Below are 11,983 nucleotides of genomic sequence, written 5' to 3'. Positions count from 1 at the left end.
GGTCAGCGTTCGCTGAGCAGCGCCAGCGTCCGGGGATCGCGCTGCCCGTCGTAGAAGCGCTCCAGCGCCGCTTCGAACGGTGTCGGATCGTCGGCGACCGCGGCGAACAGCGTCATCGACGACCGCAGCTTCATCGCATCGATGCTGCCGAACATCGCCTCCGCACTGCCGGGCGCCGCGATGGCCGCCTGTGTCATCGCGATCAGCCGCCCGCCGAGCAATTGGTGCGCCAGATACGCACGCGCCTCGTCGGCACCACGGATCGCATAGGTTCGCGCCATCGCGCTGCTGCCCAGACCGGCGATCTGCGGGAAGACGAACCACATCCAATGGCTGGCCTTGCGCCCGGCGTGCAGCTCGGCAAGCGCCTGATTCCAAACGCCTTCCTGCGCGCGGACGAAGCGATCGAGATCGGTGGCGTCGGACCCGGTCATACGACAGGCAACCGCCGGGGCCTGTCTTGCGTTCCATGACGATGCGTCCGATCCTTCTCGCCATGGGCCTTGCCCCGATCCTCTGCCTCGCGGCCTGCGGCGGCGCGCGCAAGGCGGAGGCCCCCGACAATGCCGCCGCCGCAGGCTTCGTCCCGCCGCCGACGCAGATGCCCAAGCCTCTGCCCGGCCAGGCGCATGCCGATGCGCTGACCGCCTATGTCGGCAAATATCCGACCGATGCCGTCGATGGCGTCGGCTTCTACGACCGTACCGAAGTGGCGCGCGCACTGAACGATGCGGTGGGCGACGAGCGTATTCGCCGGCGATTCGTCAACCGCGACGCGGTGACCGTGCCGATCTTCCGCACCGCCGATGGCCGCATCGCCGCGCACGGCTGCATGCCGCACGATTGCGGCGACAACGATTGGACGCTGGTGCTGGGCGCCGACGGATCGCGCGCGGAAGCATGTTACCACGATGCCGACACGATGGGCGACCGCAGCCGCTGGTTCGCCGCAAACAAAGCGCCGGCGATGCGCGCCGGCGATTGCCCGCAGGAGCAAGGCTGATGCTGGAACATATCCCCGCCTGGCTGGGCAAGGCGCTGTCCGACGTGCGCGCGGGCGCCGAAAAGCTGGCGATCGCGCGCGGCACGCTGGGCACGGCGATCCCGAGGATCGAGCTGATGAGCCCCGCCTTTTCCGACGGCGCGCGGCTGCCCGAACGCTTCACCGCGGACGGCGATGGCGTGTCGCCGCCGCTGGTCTGGGGGCCGCTGCCCGACGGCACGGCGCATCTCGCCTTGCTGGTCGAGGATGCCGACGCACCGGCGCCGCAACCGTTGGTCCACGCCGTGGTCTGGGGCATGCCCGCCGACACGGGTCGGCTGGAGGAAGGCGCGATCCGCAGCGATGGCGCGGGAACGCCCGAGCGCGACGTCGGCCGCAATTCCTATCTTCGCGAAGGCTGGCTGCCGCCCGACCCGCCGACCGGTCATGGCAGCCATCGCTATGCCTTCCAGCTGTTCGCGCTTGATGCAGGCGTCGGCGATCCGGGCGAAACGCCCGGCCGTACCGCGATACTGGAGGCGATGGCGGGGCATGTGCTCGCCGCCGGGGTATTGATCGGCACCTATAGCCGGGGCGACGATGCGCCGGTCGGGCCGATCGGGGCGGTCGCAACCGCCGGGTAGCTCGTCAGCCGGTCAACCGATCGTGCCGGTGCTCTGGCTGGCGAGGACCAGGACGGTGGTGCAGAAGGCGGACAGCGCGAGTGCGAAGCTGCGATACATGATGCGTCTCCTCAGGGCTTGCGCGGATCAGGCGATCGGCAGGACGGGGACGGCGGCGCTGATCGCGAGGCCGGCGAAGGCGAGAGCGGCAACGACCGAGACGGCGGCGCGCTGAGCGATATCGAAGCGGATGGACATGGTCTGTTTCCCTTTTGCTGCGGCGGGCGAACCGTTCGTCGCCGCATGCCAGGGACTTTGCAGCCATCGTGCCAAATGCAAAAAATCGCGGATTTGCGCGGTTTTCTTCGGCAGCTCAGATCAATTTGGGAATTTGCGCCACGGCGATGGCGCGGTTTACGCCAATATCAGGCGGCACACACCCGGTCGCGGCCATCGCTCTTCGCGGTGTACAGCAGGCGGTCGGCGCGTTCGAACGCGGCATCGATCGTCTCGCCGGTCTGTACGGCGGTGACGCCGATCGACAGCGTCACCTGGCCCAGCGGCTTGTCGGTTTCGCGCAGACGGAAGCGTTTGCCGGCGATGACACTGCGCGCCCCGTCGAGGTGCGCGGCGGCATCGGCGAGGGTCAGGCCGTGGATCAGAATCGCGAATTCCTCGCCGCCGTGGCGGACGACGAGATATTTCTGGCATTCCTCGCTGAGCGTGCGCGCGACGGCGGACAGGACGCGGTCGCCGATCTGGTGGCCATGCGCGTCGTTGATCCGCTTGAACCGGTCGATGTCGCAGACTGCGAGGCAGAAGGGCCCTTCGAGTTCGCGGCGATGGTCGAACGCCTCGCCGAAGGCGCGGCGGTTGGGCAGGCCGGTGAGCGCGTCGCGGCGCGCGGTGTCGTTCGCTTCGGCAAGCTTGGCGCGGAGCGTTTCCGCCTCGCGCGTCGCCTGATCGAGCCGCACTTCGGCATCGCGCACGCGGGCCAGCATCGTGCCGGCGATGCGCGCGATCGCGTCGAGGCCGGCCGGCCCCGCCGTATCGATCGCCGCCGCGCTTTCGGCGAGGTCCGCGCCGAAATCGCGCGTCTGGTCCTGCATCGCGCGCATCATCGTCGCGAAATCGTCGACCTGCGCCTGGGTCGCTTCGACCAGGCGTACCGCCTCGTCCTCGACCTCCGACTGGTGATCGCGATAGCTGGGGCGCGGCGGCTCCGCTTCGGGCTGGACCGCAGCCCCCAGCATCACGCGCCCGCCAAGCTTTTCGATGTCGGAGCGGCTGAGGCGAAAGCCACCATCGGTCAGCCGCATCACCGCCTGGGCGATCGCGCCGTCGGGATTGGTGATGACATCATAGGCGAAGGTGTAATGGGCCGGCTCGGGGCTGAGGCCCTGAGACGCGAGAAAGTCGCCGATTCGGGTGAATAGATCACCCTTGCCGTCCTTTCGCGCTGCCAACGGCCCGTTCATCTACGCCCTTTCCGGTGTTCCGCGATGTGTACCCGCGAAATGTTATCAGGAAGTTTCCGTGGCTTCACTTCGCTGCGAGGCGACGAACCGCGGCGAGCGTCAACGCCACATGCTGCGCAGGGTTCATATCGTCGTGGACGAACGCGATTTTGCCGTCGCGGCCGATGACATAGCTGGTCCGCTTGGTCAGCGCGCGGCCGCCGGCGTTGAGCGCGACGTCGTAATTCTTGATCACCGCGGGCCCCGCGCTCGCCACCGCGAACTTGCCCGCGCACTTTTCCGCCGAGAAGCGCTGCAGCGTCGGCACGTCGTCGGCCGACATGCCGATCACGGTCGCGCCGGCCTTCTGAAATTCGGGAATCGCCTCGGCAAAGGCATGCGCTTCGGCGTTGCAGCCGCCGGTGAAGGCCGCGGGGAAGAAATAGAGGACGACCGGGCCCTTCTTGAGCTGCTGGGCGAGATCGATGCCGACGACCTGGCCGGCGACCGCGCCGCGCGTGGCGAAGGTCGGCGCCTTCGCACCCACCGGCAGGCCGGCGATGGCGGGGGTGGCAACAAGCGCGATCGTGGCAATAGCGGCGGAAAACAGGCGCATGGAAGGGATCCTCTCGCAAAGACGTGACCGGACCCTAGCGCCTGGCCCTGCCCCGCGATAGGGCTGCGATCATGCCGATTACCGCCGCCGATATCCAGCTCGCCCAGCGCCTCGCCGACGCCGCCGGCGCGGCGATCCGCCCCTATTTCCGCGCCGACCATGGCGTCGAGCTGAAGGACGACCGCTCCCCCGTCACCCGCGCCGATCGCGAGGCGGAGGCGGCGATGCGGCGGCTGCTGGATGCCGAGGCGCCGGGCGACGGCGTGGTCGGCGAGGAATATGGCACCAAGGACGGCGTGACCGGGCGGCAATGGGTGCTCGACCCGATCGACGGCACGCGCAGCTTCACGGTGGGGCGCGCGATCTTCGGGACGCTGATCGCGCTGGTCGAGGATGGCTGGCCGCTGCTCGGCATCATCGACCAGCCGGTGCAGCGCGAACGCTGGCTGGGCGTCGCCGGCCGGCCGACGACCTTCAACGGCGCGCCCGCCCGCACGCGATCCTGCGCGCAGCTGGAGGGCGCGATCGTCGCCACCACCAGCCCGCACCTGTTCGCGGATGGCGACGTGCCGCATTACATGGCGCTCGTCGCCGCCGCCTCTGGCGGGCATGCGCGGCAGGGGCCGGTCTATGGCGGCGACTGCTATAATTACGGGCTGCTGGCGAGCGGGCATCTCGACGTGGTCGCGGAATCCGGGCTGCAACTGTATGATTTTGCCGCGCTGGTGCCGGTGGTCGAGGGCGCGGGCGGACGGATGTGCGACTGGAACGGCGACCCGCTGACCGCGACGAGCGCGGGCCATGTGCTGGCGATCGGCGACCCGGCACGGACGGACGACGTGCTGGAGGCGTTGCGCGCGGCGCATGGGCATGATCACTGAGGTTTGACGGGTCCGTCATTCCCGCGGCGGGGGCGGGCCTTAACCTTTGACGTTGCGGCTGGAGGCGTGAGGGCAGCGTGTCTGGATTCCCGCCTGCGCGGGAATGACGGCGTGGTGGAGGGGCGCCCTTTCCACCCGTCATCCCGGCGTTCGCCGGGATGACGGAAGTGGGAGAGCGCGCCTTGGCCGTCGGTGTGCGGGACGCGCGCCTCACACGGCCCGTCATTCCCGCGGAGGCGGGAATCCATACCCTCTGATGTTGCGGCTGGAGGCGCGAGGGTAGCGTGTCTGGATTCCCGCCTACGCGGGAATGACGGATTGTTAGAAGCCTCCCCTCGCCCGTCAGAAAATCCCCAGGAACTTCTTGCGCTGGGTCTTGCGTTCGCCGCCGGAGGCCTTGCCGTTTTCCTCCTTGGCGGTCGTACCGTGGCCGACGTCGTCGCGGGGCGCGCCCTTGGTGGTGCGTTGCGCCGCGGCGGTGGCGCCGGCGAGCACCGGGCCGCAGGCGGCGGCCTTGGCGTCGCCGACATCGACGAAGGCGAGGATGCCCGCGACGGGCGTCGCGACCACCGCCAGCCCCAGTCCCGCGCCGGCGCGGCCGAGCAGCTGGTTGCTGATCACGTCGAGCTTGGGATGCGCGAAGGTGCCGCCGATGCCGACGGGCGACTGCCCTGAGAACAGGCTGAACTTCTTGCCGTCCGCCCGGATGGCGAGGTCGACGCCTTCGGTGCGGAAGCTGAAGCCGCCGCGGCCGAGGATCACGTTCTTCGACGTATCGATCAGGATCGGGTCCGCCGCTGCGACGCCGCCACGCACGGTGAAGCCGACGAGGCCGCAGTTGATCCGCACCGGCTCCTTCAATTTATCCTCGAACATCTTCTGCACGAAGGTGCCGATATCGAGTTCGGACAATTGCGCATTGCCGGTCGTCAGATCGCCCTGCGGGATGATGAAGGCGATACGCCCGCGCGCGGTGCTGAGCGAATCGTGGATCGTGTCGCCGCGCCCGTCCAGCCGAATGCGGCCGTGGATCGTGCCGGTCGTCCCCGCCTCTGCGACGCCATAGCCCTTCAGCAGCCGGCCGAGCGGCGTCGGCGTCAGGCGGATGTCGTAGCGGACCGCCGACGGCCGGGCGCGCGTGTCAAACACCACGTCGCTCGCCACATTGCCGCGCGCCATCGCGAAGGTGAGCGGCGACAGCGCCAGCCGCCCGTCCTTCAGCGCCAGCGTGAGGTCGACGTTGCTGATCGGCACGTTGCGTGATCGCACGACGCCGACCGTCCATTTGAGGTCAGCATCGAAGCGCTGCATCGTCGCGATCGGCAGCGCGGCATCGGGCAGCAGCCGGCCGCTCGCCGCCCCGGCCACCGCCGCCGCGGCCTCCGCGCCCCTGGTCGCGACGATATCGGGATTATAGCCGATGAAGGGCGCGGCATCGATGATGTCGAGGCGTTTGGTCGCGAGCGTGGAGTCGAGGTGGAGCCGCTCGCCCGTCGTCACGGTGAGCGTGCCGGCAAGGTCGGTCGCCCCCGCCACGCCGGTGAGGCGGGTGAAGCGATAGTCGGCGCCGTCCTTCACCATTTGGCCGCGGATGCGATAGGTGCGCGTATTGGGGATGGCGACGCCGATGATGCCGAGCAGATCGGCCATGTTGCGCCCGCGCGCGGCGACCGACAGCGGCACGCGCTCGATCTCGGCGAGCGAGGGCAAGGTGCCCGCGACGTCGATCACGTTCCCCGCCGCACGCATCCGCGCGACGAGCTGGTTCTGGCCGCGGTTCACCGTCGCATCGGGGGTCAGCAGCCGCGCGGTCAGCGTGAACGGCGCCGTGCGGATACGGCCGGTGCCGGTGACGCCGACCGACTTGCCGATGCGCGCATCGGTCGACCGGATGTCGGCGATGGCGAGGTCGGCCGTCACCTGCATGCGCGGGTCGACGTAGCGCACGGTCGTGCCGCGCACGTTGGCGACATCGATACGCGGGAAATCGAGCGGCTTGCCGCCCTTCTTGTCGCTGAACGTCCAGGTGTTGGTGCTGTGGTCGGGCTTCCATTCGAGGTCGACCTTGCCGTCGACGAGATCGAGCCAATAGAGCCGGCGCTTGCCCCAGAGCAGCGACAGTGGCGCGATTCGCGTGTCGATCCGCGCCGCATCGAACAGATAGGGGCGGCTGGCCCAGGCGGGGTTCGCGATCGTCATCCGCTCGGCGACGAACTTGATCTTGAACGGCGCGAAATAGAGCTGGAAGTCGCCGTCGATCCGCACCGCGCGATGCGTCTGGCCGCCGACGAATCGTTCGAAGGACGCGCGCAGGAAGCGGCCCTTGGTGATATAGAGCACAAGCCAGATCGCGACGATTAGCGCGATGACCGCGAGCACGATGTTGCGCGCGATTCGCCACGCACGGCGGCGGCGCGCGGGCGGGATCGTCTGGGACGGGGCGGAAGCGGGCGTCTCCATCGAGGGGCCAAGCGCGTGCGCCCTCGTTCCGGTTCCGCATCGGTCCCCCCGTCCTTGCGTTTTGCGCGCGGCGGCGGTAAGGGGCCCGCTTCCCGAGCGAGGCGCTACAGGACTGCCCGGCCATCAAGGGCTGCCGCGGCTGTCCATGCCTGCTCATAGCGAAAGGACCAAAATGCCCAAGCTCAAGACCAAGAGCGGCGTCAAGAAGCGCTTCAAGCTGACCGCCAGCGGCCTGCTGAAGCACGGCGTCGCCGGCAAGCGCCACCGCCTGATTTCGCACAACAGCAAGTACATCCGCCAGAACCGCGGCACCAAGGTGCTGTCGAAGGCCGACACCGCGACGGTGAAGGCCTGGGCGCCGTACGGCCTCAAGTAAGGAGATCAGGACATGGCACGCGTCAAGCGGGGCGTAACCACTCGCGCCAAGCACAAGAACATCCTGTCCCAGGCGAAGGGCTATTACGGCCGTCGCAAGAACACGATCCGTATCGCTCGCCAGGCCGTCGAAAAGGCCGGCCAGTATGCGTATCGCGACCGCAAGGTGAAGAAGCGGACCTTCCGTGGTCTGTGGATCCAGCGCATCAACGCCGGCGTCCGCGCGGAAGGCCTGACCTATTCGCAGTTCATGCACGGCCTGAAGCTCGCCAACATCGACCTGGACCGGAAGGTCCTGGCCGACATCGCGATGCACGAGACGGCGGCCTTTGCCGCGATCGTCGCGCAGGCGAAGGCGGCTCTGCCCCAGGCCGCGTAACGCGCCTGACGGACGGAATGCGAAGGGGCGTCGGTGGCAACACCGGCGCCCTTTTTGGTTCTGGTTCTCCCTTCGTCATCCCGGCGCACGCCGGGATCCATGGACTCGGGCCGTTCGCGTTTGCGTGCTACCATCGGCCACACCCCCTCCATGGATCCCGACTTTCGTCGGGATGACGAGGGGTGGGGGCGAGAAGGGGCAACCCATCATGCGCGACGTCTTCCAGCCTTGCGTCTACATTCTTGCCAGCCGTCGACATGGCACGCTCTACATCGGCGTCACCTCAAACCTGCTCGCACGCCTCATCCAGCATCGCGAGGGCTTGATCCCCGGCTTCACCAAGGCATACGGCGTCCACGCCCTCGTCTGGTATGAGGTACACGCCACGATGGAAGCCGCCATCGTGCGCGAGAAGCGGCTGAAAGAATGGCGGCGCGCGTGGAAGATCGAGTTGATCGAAGCGCAGAACGAAGACTGGGGCGATCTCGGCGTCGGATTGGGGCTTGCCCCGCTGCTGCCGGTCCCGACGAAAGAGAGCATGACGTGACGCAAGACCTCGACACCCTGCGCGGCCAACTGATCGCCGCGATCGAATCCGCCGCAAGCCTCGATGCGCTCGAGGCGGTGCGGGTCGAGGCGCTCGGCAAGCAGGGCAGCGTCACCACGCTGCTGAAGACGCTGGGCAAGATGAGCCCCGAGGAGCGCCAGGTCGAAGGCCCGCGGATCAACGGCCTGCGCGAGGCGGTCGCCACCGGTATCGCCACGCGCAAAGAGGCGCTGGAGCGCGCGGCGCTGGATGCGCGGCTGGCGAGCGAAACGCTCGACATGACGCTGCCCGCCGACGCGCCGCTCGCCGGCACCGTCCACCCGGTCAGCCAGGTGATGGACGAACTGGCCGAGATCTTCGCCGACCTGGGCTTCGCGGTCGCGACGGGGCCGGAAATCGAGACCGACTGGCATAATTTCAGCGCGCTCAACATTCCGGAGACGCATCCGGCGCGTGCGATGCACGACACCTTCTATTTGCAACAGGGGATCGACGCGAAGGCGGACGGCAGCTTCGACGAGCGCACGACCTTCTCGCTGCTGCGCACGCATACGTCGCCGGTGCAGATCCGCACGATGCTGAACCAGCAGCCGCCGATCCGCATCATCGCGCCGGGCCGTACCTATCGTTCCGATTCGGATGCGACGCACACGCCGATGTTCCATCAGGTCGAAGGGCTGGTGATCGACAAGGGCATCACGCTCGGCCACCTGAAGTGGACGCTGGAGACGTTCCTGAAGGCGTTCTTCGAGCGCGACGACATCGTGCTGCGCCTGCGCCCGAGCTATTTTCCGTTCACCGAACCGTCGGCGGAGGTCGACGTCGGCTATACGATCGAGAAGGGCAAGCGCGTGATCGGTGGATCGGGCGGCGGCTGGATGGAGGTGCTCGGGTCCGGCATGGTCCATCCGAAGGTGATCGAGGCGTGCGGGCTGGACCCCAACGAATGGCAGGGTTTCGCCTTCGGCTGCGGGATCGACCGGCTCGCCATGCTCAAATACGGCATGGACGACCTTAGGCCCTTCTTCGACGGCGATATCCGCTGGCTGAAGCATTACGGCTTTTCCAGCCTGGACGTGCCGACGCTGTCGGGCGGCGTCGGGGCTCAGTAGGCTGACACCCATTAGTCCGTCATCCCGGCGAAAGCCGGGATCCATGGACAGCGGGACAACAATTGGGACACGGACCGCGCGCCTCACACCGCCCGGGTCCATGGATCCCGGCCTTCGCCGGGATGACGAAGGTAAAGCGACATGAAATTCACCCTCTCCTGGCTCAAGGACCACCTGACCACCGATGCGAGCCTCGACGATATCGTCGATGGCCTGACGCGCATCGGGCTGGAGGTGGAGGGCGTCCACAATCCGGGCGAGGCGCTGCAGGCGTTCCGCGTCGCGCGCATCCTGTCCGCCGAGCGTCACCCGCAGGCCGACAAGCTGCAGGTGCTGAGCGTCGATGCCGGTGACGGTCCGATGCAGGTCGTTTGCGGCGCGCCCAACGCACGCGCCGGCCTCGTCGGCGTGTTCGGCGCGCCGGGTGCCTATGTTCCCGGCCTGGACGTGACGCTGAAGGTCGCGGCGATTCGCGGCGTCGAATCGAACGGCATGATGTGTTCGGCGCGCGAGTTGGAGATCGGCGAGGGCCATGACGGCATCATCGAACTGCCCGAGGACGCGCCGGTCGGCACCCCCTACCCCGACTATGCCGGGCTGAACGATCCGGTCATCGACGTGTCGATCACGCCCAACCGGCAGGATTGCATGGGCGTCCACGGCATCGCCCGCGATCTCGCCGCCGCCGGCCTCGGCACGTTGGTGCCGCCGACCGTGCCCGCGATCGATGCGCAAGGCCCCGGTCCGGACGTGCGGATCGAGGACGCCGCCGGCTGCCCGGCTTTCTATGCGCAGGCGGTCACTGGCCTCACCAATGGCCAGGCGCCGGAATGGATGCGCCAGCGGCTGACCGCGATCGGGCAGAAGCCGATTTCGACGCTGGTCGACATCACCAATTACATGACCGTCGATCTGGGCCGGCCGCTACACGTCTACGACCGCGCGAAGCTGACCGGCGGCCTCGTCGCGCGGTCCGCCCGTGACGGGGAGACGATCGAGGCGCTGAACGGCAAGACCTATACGCTGCGTGAGGGCATGACCGTCATCGCCGACGAGGCGGGCGTTCATGACATCGGCGGCATCATGGGCGGCGAGCATTCCAGCGTCACAGCCGAGACGACCGACGTCGTCATCGAATGCGCCTATTTCGCGCCCGACGCGATCGCACGGACGGGCCAGGCGCTCACGCTCACCAGCGACGCGCGCCAGCGGTTCGAGCGCGGCGTCGACCCGGCGTTCCTCGACGACGGCTTGGCCATCGCGACCTTCCTCGTCCAGCACTATTGCGGTGGCACGGCGAGCGGCGTGACGCGGGCGGGCGAACCGCCGGTGGCGCCGCGGACGATTCGCTACGATCCGTCGCGCGCCGAAACGCTGGGCGGCCTCGCGGTCGCACCGGAGCGGCAGCGCGACATCCTCGAACGGCTCGGCTTCACGGTCGACGGCGACTGGACGGTCACCGTGCCGACGTGGCGCCGGGATATCGACGGCCCCGCCGATCTGGTCGAGGAAGTCATCCGCATCGAGGGGATCGATAAGGTCGCGCCCGTCGCGCTGCCGCGCACGCCCGGCGTCGCGCGCCCGACCGCCACGCCCGATCAGAAGCTGGAACGCCGCGTCCGCCGCGCCGCCGCCGCGCGCGGGCTGGACGAGGCGGTGACGTGGAGCTTCCTGTCGGAAGCGCAGGCCGCGCCGTTCGGCGGAGGCACGTGGAGCCTCGCCAACCCGATCAGCGAAGACCTGAAGGTCATGCGGCCGTCGCTGCTGCCCGGCCTGCTGTCGGCGAGCGCACGCAACCTGAAGCGCGGCATCGCGACCGTGCGGCTGTTCGAGATCGGCCGCCGCTACCTGGTCGATGGCGAGCATCCGACCGTGGGCGTTGTGCTGGCCGGCCATGCGCGCGAGCGCGGCTGGCGTGGCGGCAAGGCGACGGGCTTCGACGCCTATGACGCCAAGGCGGAGGCGCTGGCGCTGCTCGCCGCGGCGGGGGCGCCGGTCGACAATCTGCAGGTGATGGGCGAGGCCGGCGACGCGTGGCACCCCGGCCAGTCTGGCACGCTGCGGCTGGGGCCGAAGACGGTGCTGGCGCGCTTCGGCATGCTGCACCCCAGCCTGCTCAAGGCGTTCGACCTCGACGGCGCAGTCGCCGCGGTGGAAGTGTATCTCGATGCGCTACCCGCCAAGCGCATGAGCGGCTTCATGCGCCCGGCCTTCGCGCCGCCGGCGCTGCAATCGGTGCGCCGCGACTTCGCCTTCCTGGTGCCGCAGGGCGTCAGCGCCGACGCGCTGGTGCGCGCGGTGCGATCAGCGGACAAGGCGGCGATCACGGGGGCACGCGTGTTCGACGTGTTCACCGGCGCCGGCGTCGACGAGGGGTTCAAGTCGGTCGCGGTGGAGGCGGTGCTCCAGCCCGCCGACAAGAGCTTCACCGACGAGGCGCTGAAGGCGATCGCCGACAAGATCGTCGCGGCGGCGGCGAAACAGGGTGCGGTGCTGCGGAGCTGATTCGCGGCACCTTTGTCGGAACGGGCGGGAAACTCGGCCTGCCCGT

The 11,983-nt window shown here is 68.6% G+C and carries 12 protein-coding genes; 8 read left to right on the top strand and 4 right to left on the bottom strand.

Annotated features, from left to right (window positions below):
• Nucleotides 1-2: 2 nt before the first annotated feature.
• Nucleotides 3-434, bottom strand: a complete 432-nt coding sequence (locus ACP7A3_RS06310) for a DUF1810 domain-containing protein (RefSeq protein WP_426256465.1) — start codon at nucleotides 432-434, stop codon at nucleotides 3-5.
• Nucleotides 435-469: 35 nt separating this feature from the next.
• Here ACP7A3_RS06310 and ACP7A3_RS06305 point away from each other — a divergent pair, with 35 nt between their 5' ends.
• Nucleotides 470-1,003: a hypothetical protein gene (locus ACP7A3_RS06305; RefSeq protein WP_043061299.1), complete on the top strand. Its 534-nt coding sequence runs from the start codon at nucleotides 470-472 to the stop codon at nucleotides 1,001-1,003.
• Nucleotides 1,003-1,626: a YbhB/YbcL family Raf kinase inhibitor-like protein gene (locus ACP7A3_RS06300; protein WP_426256464.1), complete on the top strand. Its 624-nt coding sequence runs from the start codon at nucleotides 1,003-1,005 to the stop codon at nucleotides 1,624-1,626. Before ACP7A3_RS06305 ends, ACP7A3_RS06300 begins: the two co-directional genes overlap by 1 nt.
• A gap of 404 nt (nucleotides 1,627-2,030) precedes the next feature.
• Here ACP7A3_RS06300 and ACP7A3_RS06295 read toward each other — a convergent pair whose 3' ends face one another.
• Both ACP7A3_RS06295 and ACP7A3_RS06290 read right to left on the bottom strand, forming a co-directional pair.
• Nucleotides 2,031-3,083 carry a GGDEF domain-containing protein gene (locus ACP7A3_RS06295; RefSeq protein WP_017977263.1) on the bottom strand — a complete coding sequence of 351 codons (1,053 nt, stop codon included), beginning with the start codon at nucleotides 3,081-3,083 and terminating at the stop codon, nucleotides 2,031-2,033.
• A gap of 64 nt (nucleotides 3,084-3,147) precedes the next feature.
• Nucleotides 3,148-3,678, bottom strand: a complete 531-nt coding sequence (locus ACP7A3_RS06290; protein ID WP_017977262.1) for a peroxiredoxin — start codon at nucleotides 3,676-3,678, stop codon at nucleotides 3,148-3,150.
• Nucleotides 3,679-3,749: 71 nt separating this feature from the next.
• Here ACP7A3_RS06290 and ACP7A3_RS06285 point away from each other — a divergent pair, with 71 nt between their 5' ends.
• Nucleotides 3,750-4,559: an inositol monophosphatase family protein gene (locus tag ACP7A3_RS06285; RefSeq protein WP_426256463.1), complete on the top strand. Its 810-nt coding sequence runs from the start codon at nucleotides 3,750-3,752 to the stop codon at nucleotides 4,557-4,559.
• 342 nt (nucleotides 4,560-4,901) lie between these two features.
• Here ACP7A3_RS06285 and ACP7A3_RS06280 read toward each other — a convergent pair whose 3' ends face one another.
• Complete coding sequence (locus ACP7A3_RS06280; RefSeq protein WP_426256462.1) at nucleotides 4,902-7,019, bottom strand: AsmA family protein; 2,118 nt, start codon at nucleotides 7,017-7,019, stop codon at nucleotides 4,902-4,904.
• A gap of 172 nt (nucleotides 7,020-7,191) precedes the next feature.
• On the opposite strand from ACP7A3_RS06280, the gene rpmI reads away from it, so the two are divergent.
• The 5 genes from rpmI to pheT all read left to right on the top strand — a co-directional run bounded on the left by rpmI (nucleotide 7,192) and on the right by pheT (nucleotide 11,937).
• Entirely contained in the window at nucleotides 7,192-7,395 is a 204-nt protein-coding gene (gene rpmI / locus ACP7A3_RS06275) for a 50S ribosomal protein L35 (protein ID WP_017977259.1), read from the top strand.
• A gap of 12 nt (nucleotides 7,396-7,407) precedes the next feature.
• Complete coding sequence (rplT, locus tag ACP7A3_RS06270) at nucleotides 7,408-7,773, top strand: 50S ribosomal protein L20 (protein WP_017977258.1); 366 nt, start codon at nucleotides 7,408-7,410, stop codon at nucleotides 7,771-7,773.
• A gap of 208 nt (nucleotides 7,774-7,981) precedes the next feature.
• Nucleotides 7,982-8,320 (top strand): GIY-YIG nuclease family protein, encoded by a 339-nt coding sequence (locus ACP7A3_RS06265; protein WP_426256461.1) that lies wholly within the window; start codon nucleotides 7,982-7,984, stop codon nucleotides 8,318-8,320.
• On the top strand, nucleotides 8,317-9,432 hold the full coding sequence (gene pheS / locus ACP7A3_RS06260) for a phenylalanine--tRNA ligase subunit alpha (protein ID WP_426256460.1): 1,116 nt from the start codon (nucleotides 8,317-8,319) through the stop codon (nucleotides 9,430-9,432). The genes ACP7A3_RS06265 and pheS overlap by 4 nt, the downstream gene beginning before the upstream one ends.
• Nucleotides 9,433-9,573: 141 nt before the next feature.
• Nucleotides 9,574-11,937: a phenylalanine--tRNA ligase subunit beta gene (gene pheT / locus ACP7A3_RS06255; protein WP_426256459.1), complete on the top strand. Its 2,364-nt coding sequence runs from the start codon at nucleotides 9,574-9,576 to the stop codon at nucleotides 11,935-11,937.
• Nucleotides 11,938-11,983 lie beyond the last annotated feature (46 nt).

This window comes from Sphingomonas sp. DC5200-1 (genome assembly GCF_049897245.1).
Lineage (GTDB): Bacteria > Pseudomonadota > Alphaproteobacteria > Sphingomonadales > Sphingomonadaceae > Sphingomonas > Sphingomonas aquatilis.
This window is presented reverse-complemented; position numbering and strand designations above follow the sequence as displayed.

Excerpts from the sequence above, each read along its gene's own strand:
- ACP7A3_RS06310 (WP_426256465.1), bottom strand. The coding sequence starts at position 434 with ATGACCGGGTCCGACGCCACCGATCTCGATCGCTTCGTCCGCGCGCAG.
- ACP7A3_RS06305 (WP_043061299.1), top strand. The coding sequence starts at position 470 with ATGACGATGCGTCCGATCCTTCTCGCCATGGGCCTTGCCCCGATCCTC.
- ACP7A3_RS06300 (WP_426256464.1), top strand. The coding sequence starts at position 1,003 with ATGCTGGAACATATCCCCGCCTGGCTGGGCAAGGCGCTGTCCGACGTG.
- ACP7A3_RS06295 (WP_017977263.1), bottom strand. The coding sequence starts at position 3,083 with ATGAACGGGCCGTTGGCAGCGCGAAAGGACGGCAAGGGTGATCTATTC.
- ACP7A3_RS06290 (WP_017977262.1), bottom strand. The coding sequence starts at position 3,678 with ATGCGCCTGTTTTCCGCCGCTATTGCCACGATCGCGCTTGTTGCCACC.
- ACP7A3_RS06285 (WP_426256463.1), top strand. The coding sequence starts at position 3,750 with ATGCCGATTACCGCCGCCGATATCCAGCTCGCCCAGCGCCTCGCCGAC.
- ACP7A3_RS06280 (WP_426256462.1), bottom strand. The coding sequence starts at position 7,019 with ATGGAGACGCCCGCTTCCGCCCCGTCCCAGACGATCCCGCCCGCGCGC.
- rpmI (WP_017977259.1), top strand. The coding sequence starts at position 7,192 with ATGCCCAAGCTCAAGACCAAGAGCGGCGTCAAGAAGCGCTTCAAGCTG.
- rplT (WP_017977258.1), top strand. The coding sequence starts at position 7,408 with ATGGCACGCGTCAAGCGGGGCGTAACCACTCGCGCCAAGCACAAGAAC.
- ACP7A3_RS06265 (WP_426256461.1), top strand. The coding sequence starts at position 7,982 with ATGCGCGACGTCTTCCAGCCTTGCGTCTACATTCTTGCCAGCCGTCGA.
- pheT (WP_426256459.1), top strand. The coding sequence starts at position 9,574 with ATGAAATTCACCCTCTCCTGGCTCAAGGACCACCTGACCACCGATGCG.